Source organism: Romboutsia sp. MSSM.1001216sp_RTP31141st1_G3_RTP31141_220114, from assembly GCF_039031195.1.
Classification (GTDB): Bacteria; Bacillota; Clostridia; order Peptostreptococcales; family Peptostreptococcaceae; genus Romboutsia_C; species Romboutsia_C hominis.
The window spans coordinates 13,853-40,660 of sequence record NZ_JBCIUO010000003.1 but is presented as its reverse complement, the minus strand read 5'-3'; the positions used below and the strand labels follow the sequence as shown (position 1 = coordinate 40,660).

General features: G+C 28.1%; 23 protein-coding genes. 21 read left to right on the top strand and 2 right to left on the bottom strand.

Annotated features, from left to right (window positions below):
• Positions 1–73 precede the first annotated feature (73 nt).
• Positions 74–1,813, bottom strand: a complete 1,740-nt coding sequence (locus ABCP60_RS07085) for an ABC-F family ATP-binding cassette domain-containing protein (RefSeq protein WP_343101527.1) — start codon at positions 1,811–1,813, stop codon at positions 74–76.
• 434 nt (positions 1,814–2,247) lie between these two features.
• The gene (locus tag ABCP60_RS07080) at positions 2,248–2,361 is read right to left on the bottom strand and encodes a DUF2922 family protein (RefSeq protein ID WP_092925497.1); all 114 of its coding nucleotides are present in this window, start codon (positions 2,359–2,361) and stop codon (positions 2,248–2,250) included.
• 407 nt (positions 2,362–2,768) lie between these two features.
• Between ABCP60_RS07080 and ABCP60_RS07075 the strand changes: the two genes are divergently transcribed.
• The 21 genes from ABCP60_RS07075 to ABCP60_RS06975 all read left to right on the top strand — a co-directional run bounded on the left by ABCP60_RS07075 (position 2,769) and on the right by ABCP60_RS06975 (position 26,711).
• On the top strand, positions 2,769–3,782 hold the full coding sequence (locus tag ABCP60_RS07075; protein ID WP_092925499.1) for a TDT family transporter: 1,014 nt from the start codon (positions 2,769–2,771) through the stop codon (positions 3,780–3,782).
• A gap of 78 nt (positions 3,783–3,860) precedes the next feature.
• On the top strand, positions 3,861–4,427 hold the full coding sequence (locus ABCP60_RS07070) for a TetR/AcrR family transcriptional regulator (protein WP_092925501.1): 567 nt from the start codon (positions 3,861–3,863) through the stop codon (positions 4,425–4,427).
• Positions 4,428–4,628: 201 nt separating this feature from the next.
• Complete coding sequence (locus tag ABCP60_RS07065) at positions 4,629–6,398, top strand: oleate hydratase (protein WP_343101526.1); 1,770 nt, start codon at positions 4,629–4,631, stop codon at positions 6,396–6,398.
• A gap of 325 nt (positions 6,399–6,723) precedes the next feature.
• Positions 6,724–7,470 carry a hypothetical protein gene (locus ABCP60_RS07060; RefSeq protein WP_195238134.1) on the top strand — a complete coding sequence of 249 codons (747 nt, stop codon included), beginning with the start codon at positions 6,724–6,726 and terminating at the stop codon, positions 7,468–7,470.
• Between the two features lie 385 nt (positions 7,471–7,855).
• Positions 7,856–8,368: a DUF3189 family protein gene (locus tag ABCP60_RS07055; RefSeq protein ID WP_092925507.1), complete on the top strand. Its 513-nt coding sequence runs from the start codon at positions 7,856–7,858 to the stop codon at positions 8,366–8,368.
• 261 nt (positions 8,369–8,629) lie between these two features.
• Complete coding sequence (locus tag ABCP60_RS07050; protein ID WP_092925509.1) at positions 8,630–9,628, top strand: DUF4003 family protein; 999 nt, start codon at positions 8,630–8,632, stop codon at positions 9,626–9,628.
• A 191-nt stretch (positions 9,629–9,819) separates the two neighbouring features.
• Positions 9,820–10,521: a response regulator transcription factor gene (locus ABCP60_RS07045; RefSeq protein ID WP_092925511.1), complete on the top strand. Its 702-nt coding sequence runs from the start codon at positions 9,820–9,822 to the stop codon at positions 10,519–10,521.
• Positions 10,508–11,749 (top strand): HAMP domain-containing sensor histidine kinase, encoded by a 1,242-nt coding sequence (locus tag ABCP60_RS07040; protein WP_343101573.1) that lies wholly within the window; start codon positions 10,508–10,510, stop codon positions 11,747–11,749. Before ABCP60_RS07045 ends, ABCP60_RS07040 begins: the two co-directional genes overlap by 14 nt.
• Positions 11,750–11,838: 89 nt before the next feature.
• Complete coding sequence (locus ABCP60_RS07035) at positions 11,839–12,516, top strand: ABC transporter ATP-binding protein (protein ID WP_092925515.1); 678 nt, start codon at positions 11,839–11,841, stop codon at positions 12,514–12,516.
• Positions 12,517–15,120, top strand: a complete 2,604-nt coding sequence (locus tag ABCP60_RS07030; RefSeq protein WP_092925517.1) for an ABC transporter permease — start codon at positions 12,517–12,519, stop codon at positions 15,118–15,120.
• Between the two features lie 10 nt (positions 15,121–15,130).
• On the top strand, positions 15,131–16,582 hold the full coding sequence (locus ABCP60_RS07025) for a metallophosphoesterase (protein WP_195928606.1): 1,452 nt from the start codon (positions 15,131–15,133) through the stop codon (positions 16,580–16,582).
• A 330-nt stretch (positions 16,583–16,912) separates the two neighbouring features.
• Positions 16,913–17,737, top strand: a complete 825-nt coding sequence (locus tag ABCP60_RS07020) for a MurR/RpiR family transcriptional regulator (RefSeq protein ID WP_092925519.1) — start codon at positions 16,913–16,915, stop codon at positions 17,735–17,737.
• A gap of 140 nt (positions 17,738–17,877) precedes the next feature.
• Complete coding sequence (locus ABCP60_RS07015; protein ID WP_092925521.1) at positions 17,878–19,551, top strand: ABC transporter substrate-binding protein; 1,674 nt, start codon at positions 17,878–17,880, stop codon at positions 19,549–19,551.
• Positions 19,552–19,610: 59 nt separating this feature from the next.
• A complete protein-coding gene (locus tag ABCP60_RS07010) occupies positions 19,611–20,573 on the top strand; it encodes an ABC transporter permease (RefSeq protein WP_092925523.1) in 963 nt (320 codons plus the stop codon).
• Between the two features lie 10 nt (positions 20,574–20,583).
• Positions 20,584–21,507, top strand: a complete 924-nt coding sequence (locus ABCP60_RS07005) for an ABC transporter permease (protein WP_092925525.1) — start codon at positions 20,584–20,586, stop codon at positions 21,505–21,507.
• 11 nt (positions 21,508–21,518) lie between these two features.
• On the top strand, positions 21,519–22,526 hold the full coding sequence (locus ABCP60_RS07000; RefSeq protein ID WP_092925527.1) for an ABC transporter ATP-binding protein: 1,008 nt from the start codon (positions 21,519–21,521) through the stop codon (positions 22,524–22,526).
• Positions 22,519–23,541 carry an ABC transporter ATP-binding protein gene (locus ABCP60_RS06995; protein ID WP_092925529.1) on the top strand — a complete coding sequence of 341 codons (1,023 nt, stop codon included), beginning with the start codon at positions 22,519–22,521 and terminating at the stop codon, positions 23,539–23,541. The genes ABCP60_RS07000 and ABCP60_RS06995 overlap by 8 nt, the downstream gene beginning before the upstream one ends.
• Positions 23,534–24,235, top strand: coding sequence for an N-acetylmannosamine-6-phosphate 2-epimerase (locus ABCP60_RS06990; protein ID WP_092925531.1), 702 nt, complete (start codon positions 23,534–23,536; stop codon positions 24,233–24,235). The genes ABCP60_RS06995 and ABCP60_RS06990 overlap by 8 nt, the downstream gene beginning before the upstream one ends.
• A gap of 1 nt (position 24,236) precedes the next feature.
• A complete protein-coding gene (locus ABCP60_RS06985; RefSeq protein ID WP_343101525.1) occupies positions 24,237–25,175 on the top strand; it encodes an ROK family protein in 939 nt (312 codons plus the stop codon).
• On the top strand, positions 25,150–26,064 hold the full coding sequence (locus ABCP60_RS06980) for a dihydrodipicolinate synthase family protein (protein ID WP_092925535.1): 915 nt from the start codon (positions 25,150–25,152) through the stop codon (positions 26,062–26,064). Before ABCP60_RS06985 ends, ABCP60_RS06980 begins: the two co-directional genes overlap by 26 nt.
• Positions 26,065–26,072: 8 nt before the next feature.
• Entirely contained in the window at positions 26,073–26,711 is a 639-nt protein-coding gene (locus ABCP60_RS06975) for an SGNH/GDSL hydrolase family protein (RefSeq protein ID WP_207733571.1), read from the top strand.
• The last annotated feature ends 97 nt before the right edge of the window (positions 26,712–26,808 follow it).

Here is a 26,808-nt window from a genome sequence, read left to right as displayed (position 1 = left end):
ATAGATTTTAATTTATGAGATAAAAATAACCCCTTAAAATTGACAAATCTGTCAATTATAAAGGGATTATTATTTAAAATGATTTAATTAAATCTTCTAACTTTTTAGATAAAGTTTTTGCACGTTCAAAATCAGTATCCTTTAAAGCAGAAGCTATTTCCATTTCAACTGATTTTTTCTTTTCTTCAATTTGCAGATAGTCTTTGTCAAAATGATTAGCATAAATCATCTTTCTAAATTTACGCATGCTCATTTTTCTAATTGTCTTATCTTCAATAAGTAAAACATAATCCGCACAGTTAACTATAAAATGATAATCATGAGAAACCATTAAAATAGCACCTTTATAATTTGCTATGGCTTTTTCTAGAGCCATTTGAGAATAAATATCTAAGTGGCTTGTAGGTTCATCCATTAGTAACATATTTGCTTTACTAGCAGAAACCTTCGCTAATTGAAGTATATTTTTTTCTCCACCAGATAAAGATTCAATCTTTTGTGTAAGTATATCTGAATCAAAACCATATCTTGAAACATATCTTCTAATCTCACCATAAGTCTCAAATCCAACATCATAGAACTCTTGAAGTATTGTATTAGACTCATTTACTACTTCACTTTGCATTTGAGATAAATAAGCTAGCTTAATGTTTTCATTTATTTTAATAGATTTATTATTATTTTTAAATATTTCTTTTAATAAAGTAGTTTTTCCTACACCGTTTGTACCAACAATAGCTACTTTATCAGTAGATTTTATCTCAAAGTTAACATTTTCTAAAAGAACTTCATCAAATGATATAGAAAAATCACTAGCCTTTAAAGCAATAGTTTCTTCAATTTCATTATTTGTATCTAAATTGATATACGGTTGTTTAATATCTACAAATGGTGCTTTAATTTTTTTGGCTTCTAATCTTTCTTGGATTTTAACTCTAGCTTTTAGAGCTCTACCTCTAGAAGCTTCAGTATTATAGGTTGCTCTCTCTCTTAATATTTCGATTAAAGCTTCATTTCTCGCAATTTCTTCTTCATCAGCAATAGCCATTTCTTGTAACTCGATTTTAGTTTGAAGAAGAGATAAGTTGTAATCAACATATCTACCATCAAATTCTTGTAGTTCTGTATTCTCAAGATGGATAATTTTATTAAAACAATGATTTAATAAATATCTGTTGTGTGTAATAACTAAAATTGTTTTCTTATGAGAATTAATTAAATTTTTAAGAGCGTTAAGATTCTCAAAATCTAAGAACACATCTGGCTCATCCATAATCATTAAATCTGGGTTATTAAGCATTTCCTTAATAACTTGAATAAGTTTAAATTCTCCACCACTAAGTTCAGATATCATTTTATCTTTATGCTTAGTTAAATTTGCAAGATTTAGTTTCTTATTAATGTTACTCTCATAATCGTCACCATCAATTGCATCAAATACATCTAAAGCTTCTTGGTACTTTTCTAGTAAAGCATCAATATCAGAATATGTTTCCATTTCACTGCAAATAGATGATATTTCATCTTGTAGCTTGATAAACTCTTCTGCTATATATTCGAAAACTGTAGTTTCTTTTATTTTGTCTAGTTGTGAGAACTGACTTACATACCCAATTCTTAAATTTGGATTCATTTCTAACTTACCATCAAATATATATTTTTCTGGATCCATTATTATATCTATAAGTGTACTTTTTCCGCTACCACTTGCGCCCATAAAAGCACAATGTTGACCATCTTCTAATGTAAATGAAACATTATTATATAGATATTTTTGCGGAAGTGAGTAGGACAAGTTGTCAATTTTTATCATATAATTACCTCTCTTTATCATTAAAAAAAATTCGCTTTGATTAAGCGATATGTCGCTAATGACCTAAAGGTCTGCTTTTTAATAAGATATAAAAAGAGCCTATAAAAATAAGCTCTTTAATATATAATCAATTATATATAGTAACGACATTTTTTGATTTCTTTTGATAGCATAACACTTTTTAAGGATAATTTCAATTATTTAAAATTGGATTTTTTCAAAGTAAATCCAAGATGAATATTACATAGTAGAGATTTAAATTATGACAATATATTTGTTTTTAGCAAGTGTATTGTATTACTTTTTGCAATTCATGATTGGATGAGTAATAAAAAAAGCGAAGATTCTAGAAGAGAAAGATTTGTTTAAGAAACACTTAAAGGCCGTTCTTTGACCTTTGTCTAAATTCTATACCGAAGCCAACTCTTAAACTACTACACAACTAAATCAAACTCAGTAGTATCTATTACAACTATCTTAGCTTCAACATTTTCCACTATATCACCCACATTAGGAGCAAATATATTTTTCTCAACTATCATGTCCATAACTTTTTTATTTCAGCTTCATCTACACCTTCTCTAGGATAATCAACTGATATAAAAATAACTCTTCAAAAAGTATTCTTAAAAGACATTACTAATCTCTTTGTAGTTTACATTAACATACCTCCTTGTACATAAATTTATTAGATAACTAATTTAAGATAGTATTATCTTGCTTATTTATCTTAAGTTCATCGTGAACTTACAAAGATAAAATAGCTCTTGTAATATCGAAAATATTTAAGCCTTCAAAGAAAGTATTTGAAATATGAACTGTTTTAAAGTGATTTATAGAGGGAATTAATTAAATTAAGGGGTATGGAAGAATTTTACTTTATACTTTGAAAAATTATAAAGAATATTTAAATAAATATTAAAATACATCGATAACAAATTAGAGGGTGGTTAGTATGAACAGATATTTAGATAAGCTTGAAAATTTACACATAGGAATAAGTGGCACATGTTTGGCATTTATAACACTTAGTAATTGTTGGTTAATTAAAGATATCGGTTATTTAAAACCAATTGCAATAACTATAGCAATAATAATGCTTTCATTAATGCTAATGAGAGTTATAAGATTTCCAAAAGTAATGTTAAAAGAATTAAGAGATCCGGTTATAGGAACATTTTATCCAACTATGGGTATGGTAACTTGGTTAGTTTCTGGATTTTTCTATCCACAATTTCCAACTGTATGCAGTGCTTTATGGTTAGGAGCAGTAGTATATCATTATGCTATTGTAGTATATTACACAATAATAAGAATTAAAGAAAAGAACTTTAATAATATAATGCCAACTTGTTTTATCATATATACAGGTATGATAACAGGAAGTGTGGCAAGTAAAGGAATGGGAGGAATAATTCCACCAATAGCAAACTTTATGCTTATGTTTGGATTTATATTTTACACACTACTATTACCATTAGTTCTTTATATAGTATTTAAAAGTGAGATACTAGATGATAAAAAATTACCTACTGTTGGTATAGTTTGTTCACCAGCTCCACTTGGAATAGTTGGGATATTAACTATAGATCCAAATCCAAATATATATATGCTAACTTGGTTAATAATAACTGGATTAATACTTCTAGTAGTTGTTTACGGATATATACTAAAGCTTTTCAAAGAAGGATTTAAACCAACATATGCAGCATTTACATTCCCATTAGCAATTGCAACATTAGCAGCTTTTAAATTATCAACATATTTTGGAGCAATAGGTTATAAAATAATAGGAAATGTATTTGAATTATTAGGAAATATAGAAATATTTATAGCAACATATGTAGTATTCTTTATATTATTAAATTTTATAAATCTGTTTTTCAAAGCAATAAATCCAAAATTTGGAGCTTATTTAGAAAAAGAAGAAGAATTAATTGGTGGAACTATATATTCTAATGAAAAATAATAAAAGTTTAAGAAATATTTGATAAAAAGGATATATAAATAGGAATTTTACAAGTTTAAAATAATGGAGGGGATATATATGTCTCAAATGACTAAAAAATCATTTGCTGCATCTTTGAAAAAAATGTTAGCCCAAAAATCCTTGGAAAAAATAAAAGTAATAGATATAACAGAAGATTGTGGAGTAAATAGGCAGACATTTTATTATCATTTCAAGGACATTTACGATCTACTAGATTGGGTTTACACATATGAAGCAACAAGAGCTTTAGATGGGAAAAAGACATACGATACTTGGCAACAGGGATTTGAATATATATTTAACTACATACTAGATAATAAATCTTTTGTATTAAATACATTCAACTCTGTAAGTAGAGAACATCTAGAACGTTACTTATATAATGAAGTACAATTACTTCTTATGGGAGTAGTAGAAGAAAAGGCAAAAGATATGGCAGTTAGAGAAAAAGATAAAGAATTTATTGCAGATTTTTATAAGTATGCATTTGTAGGTATTGTGCTTGAATGGATTAAAAAAGGAATGAAAGAAAATCCTAAAGATATTATTAAGCGATTAAATACATTGATTTGTGGAAATATAGAAGAGGCTTTAGAGAGATATAGAACAGACAAATGGGATTAGTACAAAAATAGATAGAAAATATAAACTAGACAAATATTATTATTTGTCTAGTTTTTTTACAGATTTATAGTTATGTTTAAAATTTTTACAAAGCCTTAATATTGTCTATATAATAAAATCTTAAATGGGAATATGATATTAATAAATAAATTACTAAAGCTTTTATAATAAATAAGCTTTAAAGTATAGGGGATGATTTATATGTATTATAGTAATGGGAATTACGAAGCATTTGCACGTCCACAAAAACCAGAAGGTGTGGATAGAAAATCAGCATATTTAGTTGGAGCTGGTTTGGCATCTTTAGCTGCTGCATGTTTTTTAGTTCGTGATGGACAAATGAAAGGTGAACATATTCATATCTTAGAAGAAATGGATATAGCAGGTGGAGCTTGTGATGGAATTAATGATCCTCAGAAGGGATTTATTATTCGTGGTGGTCGTGAAATGGAAAATCACTTTGAATGCTTATGGGATTTATTTAGATCAATACCTTCAATAGAAACTGAAGGAGTTTCTGTATTAGATGAATTTTATTGGTTAAATAAAAAAGATCCAAATTATTCTTTAATGAGGGCAACAGTTAACCGTGGAGAAGATGCTCACACAGATGGAAAATTTGCATTAACAGAAAAAGCATCTATGGAAATAATAAAATTATTTATGGCAAAAGAAGAAGATTTATATGATAAAAAAATTGAAGATGTATTTACAAAAGAATTCTATGAATCAAACTTTTGGCTATATTGGAGAACTATGTTTGCCTTTGAAGAGTGGCATAGTGCCCTTGAAATGAGACGATATATTCAAAGATTTATTCATCATATTGGTGGACTTCCTGATTTTTCAGCTTTAAAATTTACAAAATATAATCAATATGAATCATTAATTTTACCAATGGTTAAATACCTAGAGTCTAATGGGGTTCATTTTCAGTATAACACAACTGTTACCAATGTGATTTTTGAAATAACAGAAGATAAAAAAGTGGCAAAACAAATTGTTTGTATTAAGGATGGAAAAGAAGAAACTATTGATTTAGTAGAAGATGACTTAGTATTTGTTACAAATGGTAGTTGTACAGAAAATTCAAGTCTAGGTGATGATGATCATTCACCAGTTTTAAATACTACTGAAGGAGGTTGCTGGAGACTTTGGAGAAACATAGCAGCACAAGATTCTTCTTTTGGTAGACCTGATAAATTCTGTACTAATATAAATAAAACTAATTGGGAATCTGCTACTATAACTACTTTAGATAATAAAATTCCACCATATATAGAAAAAGTATGTAAACGTAATCCATTTAGTGGAAAAGTTGTTACAGGAGGAATTGTTACAGTTAAAGATTCATCTTGGCTAATGAGTTATACTTTAAATAGACAACCACATTTTAAATCTCAACCAGATAATGAGCTTGTTGTATGGGTTTATGGATTATTTACTGATGTAGATGGAGATTTCATAAAAAAACCAATGAAGGAGTGCACAGGTTATGAAATTACTCAAGAATGGCTATATCATTTAGGAGTTCCAGTAGATGAAATTCCTGAGATGGCAAAAAATTCTGCTCATTGTATTCCTTGCATGATGCCATACATTACTTCATTCTTTATGCCAAGAACAGCTGGAGATAGACCAAAAGTAGTACCAGATAAATGTGTTAACTTTGCATTTATTGGTCAATTTGCAGAGACTGTTCGTGATACTATATTTACAACAGAGTATTCTGTAAGAACTGCTATGGAGGCTGTATATACACTACTTGATGTTGACCGTGGAGTTCCTGAGGTATTTGGTTCTTGCTATGATATTAGGGTGTTACTTGATTCAACTTCTAAGATGTTAGATGGTAAAAAATTAAAAGATATTAAGTTACCATTATTAGATAAAATTAAATTAGATATAATTAAGAAAGAAGTTTCAGGAACTGTAATTGAAGAATTATTACAAAGATATAATTTAATATAAGTTAACTATGATTAGTAAAATTATGTTAAATAATAATAAACCGTATCACAAGTAAGTGATACGGTTTTATTGTATTGTAAAATTATAAGTAATATAAAACTACCAAAATATCATAATTATTGTTTAACTGTATAGAGTGATTTTTTTAGAAATAACGATAAGTAGATGTCTAATTTAATTTTTAAAATAAAAATGATAAAAGTAGAAGAGAATATAAAATATAGGAAATAATAAAAATATAGCTGTCTGAGGAGTATAATCAGTTTTTAGAAGTACAATAAAAAGGGTATTATGAAATAATGAAAACTAAGATAGCGAGGTAAGTATGAAAAAAACATTATATGAATATGCAGAAGTTATAAAACATCTTCCTATAAAAGATAAATATGAAAAAAATGAATTATTAATAGATGACTTGCTTATAGAAAAAAATGGAAATATAGAAATATATTATGCTCCACATAATGATTATTTAAATTCAAAAGCTAAGATATTTATTATTGGAATAACACCTGGATTTCAACAAATGAGTACAGCTATCTCCACTGCTCGAAAAGAACTAGAGTTAGAAACTAATATTGAAGAAATTCAATATAAATGTAAGGTGGCCGGTAGATTTAGTGGAAGTTTAAGAAAGAATATAATTAGTATGTTAGATGATATAAAACTTAATGAGGCGTTAAGTATAAATAGTTGCTCTACCTTATTTGAAGACAAAGATTATTTACTACATACTGTATCATTAGTACCTTATCCTGTATTTGTAAAAAAACAGAACTATTCAGGACATACACCTAAATTATCAAAAAGTGCATTTTTAATGAAATATGTATATGATAATTTTATTAAAGAACTCAGTAGAATTGAAAATTTTAAAGAAATATTAATAATACCGTTAGGCAGAGCAGTTGAAGAGGTGCTGTATAAGTTATCAAAGGAAGGAATTATTTGTGAAAAACAGATTCTTAAAGGATTTCCACATCCATCTGGAGCAAATGTAAATAGAGTTATTCAACTAGAAGAAAATAAGGAAAATTTAATAAGGCAAATTAAAGAAAATATAGGTCTATAATTTGATAATGAATCTATAGATACTTAATATACTTCTAAGGTGTAGCTACGGAAAACTAAGTTAATAAGGAGGAATAATCCTTCCTATTTTGTTTTGAAGAGAAGGTTGATGATAAATTGTGTAAAAATAAAAATTTGTATATAATTTATGGATATTTAACATCTAACTCAAAATCAAGCGTACGGTAAACAATAGTACCGTGGCTTCAAACCTAATCCTTTTCGCAAAAGTTAAGGCTTTAGCAGTTTATGCTAGAGCCTCTTTAGTAGATAGAAATATTGAAGAACTTGGATGAAACTTGTTCAAAGTTTGTTTAATTCCAATATTTAATGTATATACTACAATTATTAAAATAAATCAAAAAATAGGAAATTAGGTGATTTTAATGATATACATATATAATTGTTATGGAGGAACACACTCATCTATTCTAGCAATGGCTTATCACCTAGAATTGCTGGATGAAACTCAAGAACCGACTAAAGATGAAATATTGAACTTACCTAACTTTAATAAGTTAGTATACGGAAATCGTGGAGAACTTTTTTATCATGGAAGTGATAAAGATGGAAATGAAGTCTATACTATAGGTAGGGGGCGTTCAAAGGTTTTAATTCCAGGATTATATAATTTAGCTTCTATGCTTCATAAACAAAAGCTATTAAATGAGAAAATTATATTTTCTAATACGTCGCCAACCGTTTCATTACCAATGACATTTGGCGGATTATTTTCTAGGTGGTTAAAAATTGATTTTATAGGAGTACCTTTACTAGTAAAGGGAGCAAAAAAATCATACAAGGACGTTATAAAACTTGTAAATCATACAAAGAAGGCAGCAAAGGAAGCTAGGTCAGAGGTTATTATTTTAGATAACAAGGAATTTAAGAAAAAATAATTTTTAACATCCTTTACGTGTAGGTATGTACATGAATATTATAAGAAAAAAAGAGGTGGACTCAGAGGTTATATTTTGTTTTCACCTTTAAAAAAACTCTGATACTACTGTTACGGTGAATCGTACCACTAGTAAGGGGGTACAGGATAAGTTAGATTAAAACATAGGAATTCAAATAGATTTTCTCTCTTTACTATAAAGGTAGTATATTTTATGATAAACTTACAATATATATAAAATAATTGTGGGGAGATAAAAACAATGCAAGATAATATAATAAACAATAAGCTAAACCTATTTATAAAAAATTATGAAAAAACAAAGGAAATAAAAGGGGCATGGCAAATGGGCATGATGCAGTATAGTTGTGTATTATCATCTACCATAAAAAATAAAAATATAAACCCAATAAAAGCGGAAGAAAGTATAGATATAATTAAAACAAATACAGGAATATTTTCAAACTTTAGAGGTAATAGCCTATTTTATCTAGCAAATTTGTTATCAAATAAGACAAATAGAGAAAATGAATTTAAGTCTATACTAAATATATATAATAAATTAAAAGAAAATAAATTTACAAATGATTCATACTTACCATTTTTAGCAATTATAATACATGAAAATCAAGAAAAAATGGATATAAATACATCAATTGAAAAGACTAAATATGTATATGAATACATGAAAAATCATCATCCGTGGATAACATCTAGTGATGATTATTGTAGGGCAGCCCTCATAGCTATAAATTCAAAAGACATAGATAATGACTTAGAATATATAGAAAGAAGCTATAATGAACTTAATTCAAAGGGGTTTTATAAATCAAACAATCTTCAATCATTATCTCATATAATGGCATTAGATAAAAATAAGAGTAAAGAAAAATTAGATAAAGTAATAAGAATTAAAGAATTACTTGAAAAACAAAAGTGTAAAATAGATGGATATGGATACCCCTTAATAGGTGTATTATCTTTAATTGATTGTGATGAAAATCAATTGGTTAAGCAAATAAGAGATGTATCTGATAAGTTAAGTGAAGTAAAAGGGTTTGGAAATTGGGCTTTAGGTAAGACTAATAGGAATATGATAAGTGCTTCTATTGTTGCGTCAGCATATGCTGAGTATTTAAATGAAGAGAGTAATATAGATTCTATAAGTAGCAATATACTTCTAGAGATAATAATAGCTATTGAAATTGCAACTATGGTGGCTATTATTGCTGCATCTAGTACAGCTTCAGCATCTAACTAGAAAATTAAATAAATTGTATTATAAGTAGTACATAAAAAGAACTTTAGTAATTTATAATATTTGCTAAAGTTCTTTTTTTGAAAATAAAGTTATATATAAGTGACTAATATGTCATTTTGTTTATACTACTCTAATAATTTAATTGTTGTATAATAATTATAAAGGAAAAAATGGTTAAATTTGGAGGTATTATGAAAAATATTCTTATGATAGAGGACGATAGCACTATAGCTTTTGGAGTAAAATATGCTCTAGAACAAGAAGGTTTCAATATAAATATATGTAAAGAATTAGAAAGTGGAAAAAAAGAAATAAAAACTAAGGATTACGAGATTATATTACTAGATGTAATGTTACCTGATGGAAGTGGGTACGATTTTTGCAAGGAACTTAGAGAAACTAATGACACTCCTGTAATATTTTTAACAGCATGCGATGAAGAAGTAAATATAGTCATGGGACTAGATATTGGAGGAGATGATTATATAACAAAACCCTTTAGAGTTAGAGAACTTATCTCTAGAATAAATGCAGTTCTTAGAAGAAGAAAAAATAATAATGAAAGTAAAAAGATAGTAAAGTTCAAAGATTTAAGTATACACACACTAGAAGCTAGAGTGTATAAAAAAGAAGAAGAGATTTTCTTAACTTCTGCTGAGTATAAGTTATTATTAATATTAATTCAAAATAATAATATAGTTTTAAGTAGAACTCAAATTTTAGAAAAGTTATGGGATGTTACTTATGATTTTATAAATGATAATACCCTTACAGTGTATATAAAAAGGCTTAGAGAAAAAATAGAAGATGATATAACAAATCCTAGATATATACACACAGTAAGGGGAGTTGGATACAAGTGGAATGGAAGTGAAGAAAATGTTTCTATCTAATGCTGAAATAAAAAACTTCATAAGAAATTACATTTTACTATTTATAATAGCTATAATTTTTTCACTAGGAATAAGCTATAAAAGTGTAAATATTATAAAAGATAAAATAATAGAAAATAATCAAGTTATAGTAGGTTCTATACTTTCAAAACATCCTGATTTGGAAAAGGAAATAATAACTGTAATAACACAAGGTAAGTCAAAGAATAACATAACCTTAGGTAAAGAAGTATTAAATAAATATAACTATAATGAAAATATAAGCCTTAGAAATGAGCCTATTATAAATGAAAGTATAAATGACATTTTTAGTTTAAATACTTTATTTATAGTGCTTGTATTTATATTTACCTTAATTTTAGTTATGTACTATTTTAAGCATATATATAATGATATAAAAGATATGACTGACTATGTATATTATAGCTCAGAGGGTAGAGATTATGAAATGAAGAATAAAAACCAAGAAGGACAAATTGGTCTTTTAAAAACAGAGCTTTTAAAAATGACTAATATACTTAAAGAAAAGGTAGAATTACTAAATAAAGAAAAGATATTTCTAAATGATACTATATCAGATATTTCACACCAATTAAAAACTCCTATGACTTCACTTATAATACTTAATGACTTAATGTATGAAGATTTACCAAAAGAAACTAAAATAGAGTTTTTGGACAAAATAAAAACCCAGCTAAGTAGAATGGAGTGGCTAATAAAAAGTATGCTAAGACTATCAAAGTTAGAAGCTAAGGTAATTGATTTTAAATATGAAAATGTAAATATTAATGAACTAGTAAAAAGAGCTCTAGGGCCAAGTTTAATACCATTAGAACTTAAAAATATAGATGTAAGTATTAAGGGGAATAATAGTATCTTCTACAAGGGGGATATGGAATGGTCTGTTGAGGCTTTAGTCAACATAATTAAAAATTGTGTAGAACATACACCTCAAAATGGAAAGCTAGAAATTAGTTATGAAGATAACTTTATATATTCAGAAATAATTATAAAAGATAGTGGAGAGGGAATAGAGAAAAAAGATTTACCTCATATATTTAAAAGATTTTACAAAGGAAGAAATAGCTCAAAAGAAGATAGCGTAGGAATAGGACTAGCTATGGCAAAGTCTATAATAGAAAGTCAAAATGGTGATATATCAGTTAAAAGTGAGAAAAACAAAGGATGCGAATTCCATATTATATTCCACAAAAACTATAGTGACTAATTTGTAATATATAATTCACTTTAAAGTAAGTCTAGGAAGATAGACTATAAAGATAAAGATTAGACAAGTCTAAAAAAATGGAGGCTAATATGGAAGTGGTAAAAGTAGAAAACATAACCAAAAGTTATGGTAAGGGTGATACAAAGGTAGATGCAGTAAAAAATGTAAATTTATCTATAAACAAAGGTGAATTTGTAGCAATCGTAGGACCAAGTGGAAGTGGTAAAAGTACACTACTTCATTTAATGGGAGGAGTAGATAAGCCTAGTAGTGGAAAAGTATATATAAATGGAGTAGATATATGCTCATTAAATGAAAAAGATTTAGCCATATTTAGAAGAAGAAACATAGGACTTATATATCAGTTCTATAACTTAATACCTGTACTTAGTGTAAAGGAAAATATACTACTACCAGCAGAACTTGATAACAGAAAAATAGATAAAGAATACTTAAATGATTTATTAAAAACATTAGGATTAAAAGAAAAAGAAAACAACCTTCCAAATGAGCTAAGTGGAGGACAGCAACAAAGAACTTCTATAGGTAGAGCACTTATAAATAGACCATCTATTATACTTGCAGATGAACCTACTGGAAACTTAGACAGTAAAAACTCAAAGGAAGTAATAGAATTATTAAAACTATCAGTAAAAAAATACAATCAAACATTAATAATGATAACTCATGATAATAACATAGCACTACAAGCAGACAGAGTAATAGCTATAGAAGATGGAATTATTAAAGCAGACGAGGTGATATAAATGAATTTATATACAACTCTAACTTTAAGGTATTTAAAAAAAAATAAAAAAAGAACAATAGTAACAATAATAGGAGTAATACTATCAACAGCATTAATATGTGGAATAGGAAGCATATATGAAAGTTATATGGATTATCAGTTTAGGCAGACTATAGAACAAGAAGGATATTTTCATTCAGCTTTTTACAATGTAAAAAAGGAAGATTTAGACACTATAACTAAAAGTGCAGGAATAGCAAAAACTTCAATTAGTGAAGATTTAGGATATTCAAAATTAAATAAAGACAAATTAAACTTGATTAACCTTAAAGCCTATAACAAAAATGGTTTTGAAATGAATCAAGTAAAATTAAAAGAAGGAAAACTACCTACTAATGAAAATGAGATAGTATTAAGTGAAAGGGTCATACCTTTAATAAACAAAAAATTAGGAGATACTATAACTTTAAATGTTGGAAAAAGAATAGATGAAAATGGAAAAGGAATAGAAATTCCAATACTAAAAGAAAATGAAAGATTAGTTGATACAAAAGAAAAAGAATATAAGGTTGTTGGAATTATGAAAAAACCATACGCTGAACTAAGTGAAATTTCAAATGGAATAACTTATTTAGAGCCAAATAAACCATTTGAAAAAGATACATTAGATGCATATATATTATTTAATAATCCTAAAGAAGCCTATACTATAGCCACAAATATAGCAAAAACACTAGGATTAGAAGTTGATAAATCAACTGATAATGACGAGTCAATGATTTATAATAATGATAATAAAACTCACTATGAAAACCTATACTTTAATGAGTATCTATTAAGACTACAAGGGGCAAGTCTTTACGAAAATATAAATAAAACATTTAATAAAATATTACTTATAGTAACATTATTAGTAATAGTATGCACAGTAGTAACAGTATATAATTCTTTTAGTATATCTGTAAATGAAAGAAAAAAACAATTTGGAGTGTTAAATTCTATAGGGGCAACTAAAACTCAAGTTATGAAGCTAGTATTTATAGAGGCTATTGTAATAAGTTTAATAGGAATACCTATAGGGTTAATAGTTGGAACTTTTGGAATGGATTTAATCTTTAAATCAATACAAACAGTATTTAATAGCCAATTTATTTCAGATATAAATCTAAGAGTAATATATAATCCTTATATGATAGTAGGAAGTGCATTAATAGTTTTATTGGCTATATTAGTATCGGCAATACTTCCAGCAATCAATTGTGCAAAAACTTCTCCACTTGAATCTATAAGAAATAGTGATGATTTAAAAATAGGAAAAGTAAAAAATTCTAAACTAGTTAAGTTAATATTTAAAACTGAAGGAGTTCTTGCATACAAAAATCTTAGAAGAAATAAAAAGAAATTCAGAATAACCTTATTCTCTTTAGTAACTAGTGTAGTTATATTTATATCATTTAGTGGATTTATTGATTTATTTGAAAAAGCTAATCGGGTAAATATAGGAGAAATAAACTATGATATGAGAGTATGGTATAGCGGAATAAGAGAGAAAAATGATATAGTTAAAGATTTAAATAATATAGATGGAGTAAATAAAATTAGTGCAATTAATCCTTATGGTGCAGAAACATACATTAATGAAAATAACATAAATAAAGAATATAAGGATTTAATAGAAAGACGTTTTTCAAAGGAAAATAAAAATGGTGAAATTGTATATATATTTAACAATAATGGAATTAATTTTGTAGGAGATAAAGCAATAGAAGAATTAGAATTAAAAACTGGTAGTTTTGACAAAGAAAGTGCTATAAAAGAAAATGGAATAATACTTCGAAATAAAAGTGACAATAGCTCTAGCAGAAAACAAAGTGAGATTTCATTAACAAATTATAAAGTAGGAGATACAATAAATATTTGTAAGAGATATATAGACAAAAATGATAAGGAAGTAAGAGAGCCTATTAAGTTAAAAGTACTAGCTACTACTGAAGATTTTCTTCCAGGATATAGATGGTCTACTTATATGGGTATAGATTTTATAACTTATAACGAAGTAGGAGAAAAGCTAGGATATAAAATAAGTGATGGAGATATATACATAGACACAAATAAAACAAAAAAAACTAGAGATGATGTAAAAAATATAGCAAAAAAATATGGTTATGATGTATCAGATGATGTAGAAGATGTATTAGAGATGGAAGAGGCTATCAATGTTATGAAAATATTTGTATATGGATTTACAGTAGTAATATCTCTAATAAGTGCTACTAATATAATAAACACAATGAGTACAAATATAAATTTAAGAAAAAAAGAATTTGCAATAATCAAATCAATAGGTGTAACACCTAGTGGATTTAACAGAATGATATATCTTGAAAGCTTATTATATGGAGTATTAGCCTTATTATACGGAATTCCTATAGGACTTTTAATAGATGTATATATGAATGAAGTTCTTGGAGATGTTATAGAAATAGGTATGGTACTTCCTATAAAGGCAGTTTTAATATCTATTGTAGGTGTATTTGTCATTACTTTTGTATCGGCTTATATTCCTATGAAAAAAATAAACAAAGAAAATATAGTTGAAAATATAAGACAAGAAAGTATATAGGGGGATGAGGATGAGTAAATTATTTTCAAAGAGAAAAATATTATGGTCAGTAATAAGCATTTCATCTTTATTAATAATAGGATGCAGTTCTACTAAGTCAGTAGATTTAAATATACTTGCAACAACTGACTTACATGGAATAATACCTAATGAAATGGTTTCTTATATAGAAAAACAAAAGAAGGAAAATCCAGATACTGTAGTAGTAGACGCAGGGGATTTTCTAGATTCTGGATTTGGAACATCTGGAGATATGTTAAAATATTATGACCAAATGAGTAAAAACTATAAAAATAACAATGCAGATTATATAGAAATTCCTTTAGCGAAAGAAATGAAAGAAGCTGGGTTTGACACAGTAACTCTTGGAAATCATGAGTTTGTATCAAATAACAAGACTAGTCTAGATAATATGATATCAGACTTTGAAAAGCAAGGAATAAGTGTACTATCAGCAAATACATATAAGAAAAATGGAGAAAGCTACACAAAACCATACGTTATAAAAGAAATTAAAACACCAGAAGGTAATATAAAACTTGGAATATTAGGACTTACTCTAAAAGAAGTAGGAGAATCTAAAGAATGGGATGGAGAAAAGCTAGTAAAAGCTAAATCTTTAGAGTTAAAAGATCAAAAGGGATACAATGGAGAACTTTATATGAATGATTTAGTAGAAGATGCTAATAAATGGGTAAAAGTTATGAAGGAAAAAGACCATGCAGATGTTATAGTAGCAGTAGTACATAGTGGAGAAAGACCTAAAAAACCAAAACACCCAGGAAATAGAATACAAGACTTAGCTCAAAATGTATCTGGAATAGATGCGATAGTTGCTGGACATAACCATGTTCAAATAAAACAACATGACTATAAAAACAAAGATGGACAAACTGTTATAGTAACAGAACCAGGAAAACACGGTGAGTGTATTTCAAAAATTGATATAAAATTAAAAAAAGATAAAAATGGATGGGATGTAATAAATAAGTCTAGTAATATAGTTCAGTTTGAAAATGTTAAAAAGAACTTAGATATGCTATGTAACAATCATGGAATGTTTTATGGTGAAACTAGTTTTCTACTAGATAAAGGTAAAGAAGGTAAAGTTATAAGTCTTAAGGATGAGATACCTTTTAAATGGGATAAAATGTATATATTTAAACCAGGTACTCCTAGAGATGAAATATACAAAAAGGCAGGATATAAGTTTTTAAATATTGCTGAAAGTGATGATATGTATCAGTTTATAATTATGGATAAAGAAAAAGTGATTTGCTATTCAAATGCTATAGGAAGTGATGTTCCAACTACATTAAAATTTGATAATGCCGATTTTAAGGATAATTGTTTAACTATAATACCTGGAGAAAATGATTATTTTAAAGTTTCAAAAGGTGAAAAAGAAAAGTATATTGACCGTTATAAAGCTATATTAAATTATGAGAAAAAGGAAAATTAAAAAAAGATATAAATTTAAATTTTTAAACAAAAAAGTGCGTTTAGCAAAATTTACTAATTTTACTAAATGCACTTTTTCTTTACTAAATAACACAAAAATCTCTATGGACAAGCCAAATGAATGAAAGTAATTTCTAAAATTTAGAAAAAATACATCTAATAAATCTTTATTTTATAGAAAATCTGAAAAATATTTAAAATTTCTTTCAAAATCTTTCAAAAATGTTGCGATTGAATTAATATCTATATACACTTATAGTATAGAATTAAATAAATAAAATGATTTAAGAATATAATAGCTTGACTACCTAATGAAAAGGAGACGGATGGTATGGAATATTCTGATAATACTGTTTTGAAAAATCTAAAGTCAAGATATGATAAATTTACTAATGTAGAAAGAACTATAGCCAATTTTTTTATAAATAATAGAGAAATACAAAAGCTTTCATCTAAAGCAGTATCAGAAAAGCTATTTGTGTCAGAAGCTTCTTTATCTAGGTTTGCGAAAAAATGTGGATATAAAGGTTTTAGAGAATTCATATTTGAATATGAGAAAAATATTAGTAAATACAATAGAGAAGAAATTTCTAATTTAGTTATTAATACATATCAAGATTTATTAGATAGTTGTCATATGATGATAAATCAAAATCAAATGAAAGAAGTTGCTCACCTATTAACAACATCTAAGAGGGTTTGCGTTTTCGGAATGGGAAGTTCTGGGATTGCAGCTGAAGAAGTTCATCTAAGGTTTATGAGGTTAGGGTTAAATATTGAAGCTGTATATGATTCACATAGAATAAAAATGTTATCTTCACTTGCTAATGAGGAAAGCGTTATTATAGCTATATCGTTAAGTGGTACAACAAAAGAAATTCTTCAAGGAATAGGGATAGCAAAGGCTAATGGAGCTAAAATTATTATGATCACTTCAAATAATTCTTTCCATTTATCGAGTTTTTGCGATGAAGTTATATTAATTCCAACTATAAATGCACTAGAAGCTGGAGATTGCATATCACCTCAATTTCCTATTTTAGTAATGATAGATATACTATATACCTATTTTATAAAAATAGAGAGTTATTATCAAAAAAAGGTAAATACTTTAAATGCATTATTTAAGTATGATGAAGAAAATATTTTAATCTAATTTGGTTTTACTAGGTAGAAAATACCTTGATAAAATAAAAAATTCGCTTTAATTTAGATGAATCTAAGCGAAACATTTTAAGTTATTCATAAGATAGGAAATTTATATTTTCTTATAATTAAAAAAGAGGGGATGATATTATGAAGAAAAAAAAGCTATTAAGCTTGCTTGTAACTTCAATGCTAACGCTAAACCTAGTTGGATGTGCTAGTACAGGCGGAAAAGAAGAAAAATCACAGGGGGAAAATTCAACAAAGCAAGAAGCAGCAGCAAACACTCTTTATGCAAATGGAGGACCTGAAGAATTTTTCGAAGCGCCGTGGTTAAATCCAGGTACTTTCGTTTACAACAAAGTTTTATATGATAGGTTAATATTTGCAGATGAAAAATTAGACCCAATACCAGGGGAAGGTCAATTAGCTAAATCTTATGAAATGTCAGAAGATGGAAAAAACCTTAAGTTTGTATTAAGAGATAATATATTCTGGCATGATGGAGAGCCTATAACAGCAGAAGATATAAAATGGAGTATAGAATACAGTTTAAAGACGACAGTTTTAAACAATGTATTTGGAAATACTTTTAAATCTATAGAAGGAGCAACTGATTACATAGATGGAAAGGCAGATGAAATATCTGGTATTGTAATAGATGGAAATAATATAGAAATAAAATTTGAAAAATTAGCACCAGATGCTCTACTTACATTTACACAATTTGCACCACTTCCTAAAAAGCATCTTGAAAATGTTGATCCTGTTAAGTTCCAACAATCAGAATTCTTTAGAAATCCAATAGGTTCTGGGCCATTTAAAGTAGATGAAGTAAAAATGGGTAATTACACAACTTTAGCTGGATTTGATAAGTATTGGGATGGTAAACCAGCATTTAATATGCACTTAAATCCAAGTCCTGGAGACAGTGATCCAAACTTAGTAACAAATGCTAAAGCTGGACTTCTTGACTACTCATACACTAAAAATATAGCAGATGTTAAAGCACTTGAAGGTACTAAAGGTATCAATATGGATACTGTAGATGTTAGATATACAAGATTATTCTTTGCAAATAAGTTTAAGAAAAAAGATGGATCAGCTGCACCATTAGCAGATAAGAGAGTTCGTCAAGCTATAATGTATGCTTTAGATATGGATAAAATACTTGATGGTATATTTGAGGGTGCAGCACTACCTGCAAATAGTTTAACTCCAAATGGACCTGATAAAGTTGATGGATTAAATAATTATGAGTATAATCCAGAAAAAGCTAAAGAATTATTAAAAGAAGCTAACTGGGATCCAAACACAGTTTTAGATGTAGTTTATTATTATACAGATCAACAAACAGTTGATTTAATGGCAATAATACAAAACTACTTATCTCAAGTTGGAATAAAAATGGAATTTAGATTAGTTGAAGGTGATTTAGCTTCATTATTATGGGCATTACCAGAAGATCCTGTAAATGGACCTTCAGCAGTTGATTTTGATTTATGTTATGCTGCAACTGCTGCACTTTCAATGCATGAGTACTATGATAGATATCAAACAGGTGCTGAACTAAACTCACATACACCAGGAACACCTGAATTAGATAAATTAATAGAAAATACAAAAACAATAGATCCAGAAGAAAAGAGAAAAGCATTCTTTGAATTACAAAAATATGAAAATGAAGAATTATTCGTAATGCCTTTATATTACCAACCAATATTTGTTATGACAAGCGATAAGATAAAAGGTATGCCTGAAACATTTGGTAACCCACAATTTAATTATAAGTGGGATATTCACAAATGGACATTAGCTGAGTAATAAACAGAGGGGGTGTATAATTTTAATTATACATCCCTTTTATTATAAGGAGGTAGTAAATGCTAAAATACATATTAAAAAAAGTGCTTGGAATGATTCCAATGTTATTAATAATAACATTTATTATTTATTTTTTACTAGATTTAACTCCAGGAGATCCCGTATCTCATTTAATGGATCCAGAATCTTTAGCAAGATTATCGCCAGAACAATTAAATGCACTTAGAGAAGCTTATGGTTTAAATGATGGTTTTGTAATTAGATATTTTAAATGGTTAATACAATTACTACAAGGTAATTTTGGATATAGCTCAAGTAGTGGTGTAGCAGTTATAGATATTATAAAAGATACATTACCAGCAACTTTAGAATTATCAGTTGCAGCACTTTTAATTTCTACAGTTTTAGGTAGTATATTAGGAGTAATAGGCGCTATAAAGCGTGGTTCTATAGGAGATAATGTTATGACAGTTGCAGGTATGATAGGAGTATCTATACCACAATTTTTCTTTGGTATGGTAACTATATTAATATTTGCATTAAATCTAGAATGGCTCCCAGTAGGAGGTAGAACAGCACCAGGCCTTGAAAGCTTTATAGATAGAATAGAGTATTTAATATTGCCTGCTACAGTACTAGGTTTATCGCTTACTGCAGGAGTTATGCGTTATGCAAGAACTAGTATGTTAAATACTATGAATAAAGAATATATAAAAACAGCTAGAAGTAAAGGAATTCCAGAATGGAGAGTTAACTTAATTCATGGATTTAGAGTTTCACTAACACCAGTTATAGTTTTAATAGGTTTTAGATTGCCTACACTAATAGCAGGTTCTGTAGTTATAGAGTCAATATTTCAGTGGCCAGGAGTTGGAAATGTATTTAACACTGCAATAAGAGCAGCAAATTATAACTTAGTCATGGTTGTAGCACTTATGTTTGTAACTATGGTTTTAATAGCAAGTACATTAGTTGATATACTTACTGCTGTTTTAGACCCTAGAGTAAAACTTGAGAAATAGGGAGGATATTATGATTACTTTATCACCTAAAAAAAGATTAAATAATAAATTTGATAAAATTAAAGAAAGAGAAGAAAATAAAACTTTTAAAAAACAAAAAAGTAGAGTAGTAAGTAAGTTAATTTCAAATAAACTTACAACGATAGGGATTGCAGTATTTTTACTTATATTACTTGCTTGTATATTTGCACCATTATTAACACCACATGACCCGTTAGCTGTTGATATGTCAAATATACTTAAGCCACCATCTAGTGAACATATACTAGGAACAGATAAAATAGGTAGAGATATATTTTCAAGAATATTATATGGTGGAAGATTATCTATATTAATAGGATTTGGTAGTGCATTAGGTTGTGCAGTAATAGGAGTATTGCTAGGATGCTATAGTGGATATAAGGGTGGACTAATAGACAAAATATTAGTTAGAATATCTGAAATATTTATGTCATTCCCACAATTAATATTAGTGTTAATGTTAGTTTCAATAATAGGCCAAAGTGCTTTTAATATAATAATAATATTTATTATTTGTGGTTGGGGAAGCGTATTTAGAATGGCAAGATCACAAATATTATCTATCAGAGAAGAAGAGTATGTACAATCATTAAAAGTATTTGGACTTAATGATTTTGTTATATGCTATAAGCATATGCTACCAAATATCATAGGGCCAATATCAGTAAATATAACTTTAAGTACTGCAATGTTTATACTAGAAGAAGCAGCACTTAGTTTCTTAGGACTTGGTGTACCTCTTGAAATACCAACATGGGGTAACATATTAAATGCATCACAAGATTTATTTACACTTCAAAATAATTGGTGGATGTGGTTACCTGTCGGAATAGTTATATCACTATTTGTTATGAGTATAAACTTTGTAGGAGATGGCTTAAGAGATTCTACAGATCCAACAAGTGTTGAATAGGGGGAAAGATCATGGAAAATATTATCACAGTCAAAAATCTTAAAACATATTTTTATGCAAATAATAGATGCAATAAAGCCTTAAATGGTGTATCAATGGAAATAAAAAGAGGTAAAACACTTTGTATAGTTGGAGAAAGTGGATGTGGTAAAAGTGTTACAGCATCATCAATAATGCAACTTCTTCCTAAGTTTTCAAGAATAGAAGAGGGAGAAATAATTTATCATAGTGAAGATGGAAAAGATATTGAAATACATAAGTTAGAAAAAAATTCAAAAGAAATGAGAAGACTTAGAGGAAAAGATATAGCAATGATTTTTCAGGATCCAATGACAGCACTAAATCCTGTTTATACAATTGGGTGGCAAATAGTTGAGATGATTAGAAGTCATGAAAATATATCTAAAAAAGAGGCAAAAGAAAGAGCTTTAAAGCTACTTAAAGATATGGGAATACCTCTTGCAGAAAAAAGAATAGACCAATATCCACATGAATTTTCAGGTGGTATGAGACAAAGGGCAATGATAGCTATGGCTATGAGTTGTAATCCAAAAGTACTAATAGCAGATGAACCAACAACAGCTCTTGATGTTACAATACAAGCACAAATATTTGAATTAATGGAGAAATTAAAAAGAGAATATAATACAGCTATAATGCTAATTACCCATGATATGGGAGTTGTATGTGAATTAGCAGATGATGTGGCTGTTATGTATATGGGAAATATAATTGAAAGTGGTAGCGCAAAGGAAGTTTTAGAAAATCCAAGTCATCCATACACTAAAGCATTACTTAAATCTATTCCAGTACTAGGAAAAGGTGCTGACCAAGATATTAATCCTATAAAGGGAGCTACACCAGATCCATTTGATAGACCACCAGGATGTCAGTTTGCTCCTAGATGTGATTATTATTCTAAAGAATGTGATGAAAAAATGCCAGAAGAGGAATTTGTAAATGGAAGTACTCATATGGTTAGATGTATAAAATGCAAGGAGGTGGCTTTAAATGTCTAAAGAAGTATTACTTACATTAAAAGGTGTTAAAAATTATTTCCCTGTAAAGAATGGAACATTTTCTAAAGCAAAAACTTATGTAAAAGCAGTAAATGATATAAATTTAGAAATATATAAAGGAGAAACATTAGGATTAGTTGGAGAATCTGGATGCGGGAAAACTACTTTAGGAAAAACAATTCTTCAGTTATACAAAGCCACAGATGGAGAAATAATATATAATTTTGAAGATGGACCAAGAGATTTAATTAAGCTTAATAAAAATGAAATGGATTTAGCTCGTAAGAAAATACAAATAGTATTTCAAGATCCACATTCTTCATTAAATCCTTCATTTACAATATATCAATCTTTATCAGACCCACTTAAAAAATTTGGGATTAAATCAAAAGAAGAAAGAAGAAAAATAATAGGTGATTTACTTGAAGCCGTAAATATGAGAAGAGAATATATGGATAGATATCCACATGAATTCTCTGGGGGGCAACGTCAAAGAATAGGTATAGCAAGAGCTTTATCAATAAATCCTGAATTAGTAATATGTGATGAAGCTGTATCAGCACTAGATGTATCAATTCAAGCACAAGTATTAAATTTACTTAAAGACCTTAAAGAAAAACACAATTTAACATACATATTTATAACACATGACTTAAGTGTTGTAGAATACATAAGTGATAGAATAGCAGTAATGTATTTAGGAAAAATAGTAGAACTTGCAGATGCAAAATCTTTATATAAAAATACACTACATCCATACACAAAGGCATTATTGTCAGCAATACCAGTAGCAGATATCAATCATAAAAAAGATAGGATAGTCCTTGAAGGGGATGTTCCAAGTCCTATGAATCCACCAAGCGGATGTTTCTTCCATCCAAGATGTAAACATTGTATGGATGTTTGTAAATTAGAAGAGCCAGAAATGAAATCTTATATTATTGATGGAAAAGAACATTTTGTAGCTTGTCATGTAGCATCAATGGAAATGGAAGAAGGTGTGCTAAATGAATAAAGAAGAAATATTTAAAAGTATAAAAGGAAGTGTAGTTATATCTTGCCAAGCACTTCCTAATGAACCACTATATGTAGAAGAAAAATCTATAATGTATTTAATGGCAAGAGCAGCAAAAATGGCTGGAAGTCCAGCTATAAGAACAAATAGTGTAAGAGATGTCATAGCAATAAAAAAAGAAACAGGACTTCCTGTAATAGGGCTTATAAAAATAGAATATGAAGGTAGTGAAGTATACATAACACCTACTATGAAAGAAGTAGATGAATTAGTAGATGCTAAAAGTGATGTAATTGCATTAGATTGTACATTTAGTAAGAGATTAAATGATGAATCTATAAATGATTTTATAAAAAGTATAAAAGAAAAGTATCCTGATGTAATACTAATGGCTGATATATCAACATATGAAGAAGGAATTAATGCATATAAATGTGGAGTAGATATGGTTGGAACTACTATGAATGGATATACTCCTCAAAGTATAAAAGAAAATATAAACAACTTAGAATTAGTAAAAAAATTAACTAAAGAAATAGACATACCAGTAATAGCAGAAGGAAAGATACACTATCCATATCAAGCAAAAGAAATGTTAGACGCTGGTGCTTATGCTGTTGTCGTAGGTGGGGCTATAACTAGACCTTTAGAAATTGCACAAAGATTTATAAATGCAGCTAAAGGAGAAATTTAAAATGAACTATTTAGCACTTGATATAGGAGGAACAGCTTTAAAAATAGCAATTGTAAATGAAAATGGGAAAATCTTAATTAGTGATAAGTATCCAGTTAATTTTGATAATTATAAAACACCAATAATAGATACAGTTTTAAAAGAAACTGATAAATTTTTAGCTGATAATAAGATAGAAAGATTTAAAGGAGTAGCAGTATCTGCTACAGGTCAAATAGATGTAAATAAAGGTGAAGTAATAGGAACAGGTGGAAATATAAAAAACTACGAAGGTTCAAAATTTAAAGAAAAAATAGAAGAAAAGTATAAAGTAAAAGCCACTGTAATAAATGATGCAAATGCAGCAGCACTAGGAGAATTATTCTTAGGAAATGGTAAAAATTCTAAAAATATAGTTATGATTACTATTGGAACTGGTGTTGGAGGTGGAATAGTAGTAAATGGTGAAATTTTAAATGGAAGGTTAGGAATAGGTGGAGAACTAGGTCACTTCTCTATAAATAATAAAGGAAAAAAATGCACTTGTGGAAACACTGGTTGCTATGAACAGTATGCATCTATGAGTGCTTTAATAAAGAGAGTAAAAGAAGAATTAGATATTAATGATATAAATGGAAAAGAAATATTTGAACAAATAAATCATAATGAAAAAATGAAAGAAATAGTAGATAGATGGATAGAAGATGTAGCTTGTGGAGTTGTATCTTTGGTGCATATTTTTAATCCTGATATAGTTTTAATTGGCGGGGCAGTAAGTGAGCAAAAAGAACTATTTATAGATAAGCTAAGAAAATTAGTTAAAGAAAGAGCTATGAAAAATTTTGCAAAAGATTTAAAAGTAGAACCTGCTAAATTAAAAAATGATGCAGGTATAATTGGTGCACTTTACTACTTATTAAAAGGGGAGAATAAAGATGAATTACAATATGGAGAGATTTAAAAATATTACAGTAGCACTTAATACACCATTTAAAGAAAATGGAGATGTTGATTTAGAAAAAACTAGAGAATTAGTTAATTATTTATATAACAAAGGAATAAAAAATCTATATGTATGTGGAAGTACTGGAGAAGGTTTCTTACTTGACAATGAAGAAAGAAAGGCAGTAGTTGAAGCAGTTTGTGAAGAAGTAAAAGATAAAATGACTATAATTGTTCATGTAGGGTGTGCTAGTACAAAACATTCATGTGAACTTGCAGCTCATGCTGAAAAATGTGGAGCTCATGCAACATCAGCAGTTCCATGTGTATATTATAGATTAGGTGAGGAAAGTGTATATACCCATTGGAATGAGATAACTAAAGCAAGCAACTTACCATTTTTTATATACAACATACCACAACTAACAGGATTTAACTTATCAGATGGATTACTTAAAAAAATGTGTGAAAATGAAAGAGTAATGGGTGTTAAATGTTCTTCAGAGCCAGCTCATGATATAGCAAGATTCAAAGCTATTGGAGGAGAAGATTTCTTAGTATTTAATGGTCCTGATGAACAATATCTAGCAGGAAGAATGATGGGTGCAGATGCTGGAATTGGTGGTACTTATGCAGGTATGCCAGAATTATATTTAAAGCTTGAAGATTTAATAAGAAAAAATGAATTTGAAAAAGCTAAAAAACTTCAAGCAACAATGGTTCAATATGTGTATAGAATGTGTAGTTTTGGTTCATTATATGGTTGTATAAAAGCCCTAATTAAGCTAGATGGACTGGATATCGGAGTACCTAGACTTCCATTTTTACCTGTAAGCTGTGAAGATGAAAAGTTAGCAAACTTATACAATGATATTAAAAGAACTATAGAAGAAACTAAAAATTGGTAGGTGATATTTTGAATATTTTATGCTTCGGTGACTCTAATACACATGGATATAATCCTGAAAATGGGAAAAGGTATGAAAGAAATGAACGTTGGACAGGAATTTTACAAAACCTTCTTGGAGATAGTGATTATGTTATAGAAGAAGGGTTAAGTGGAAGAACTACTGTATTTGACGACCCATTATATGAAGGATTAAGTGGACTTGACTTTATAATTCCTACCCTTATGACTCATGAGCCTATTGATTTACTTATTATTATGCTTGGTACTAATGATACTAAGGATAGATTTGGAGCAAGTGCTGAAGTTATATCATTAGGGCTTGATAGACTTATAAAAAAGGCTAAGTTTTGCGAGGTAGCTTTTAGAAATAGTAAGCCTAATATATTAGTAGTAGCTCCTCTTCCAATTAGAGAAGAGATAAAAAATGCTGAGTGCTATTATACTATGGGAAAAAGCTGTTCTGAAAAGTCTTATAAAATAATTCCTCTTTATGAGAAGGTGGCTAAGGAAAATGGATGTCATTTCTTTGATCCATCACCTTTTGCAATTTGTAGTGATTATGATTATATGCATCTTTCAAATAAAGCTCATGAAATATTAGGTAAGAAGCTTTATGAAATTATTAGTGAGATAAAAAATAAATAGATTGTAAGAAGTAACTGAGGTGTCTTTCATCTTAACTATTGAAATTTAAAAATACTCATATTAAAAGGATATGAGTATTTTTTATATTTTAAAAAAT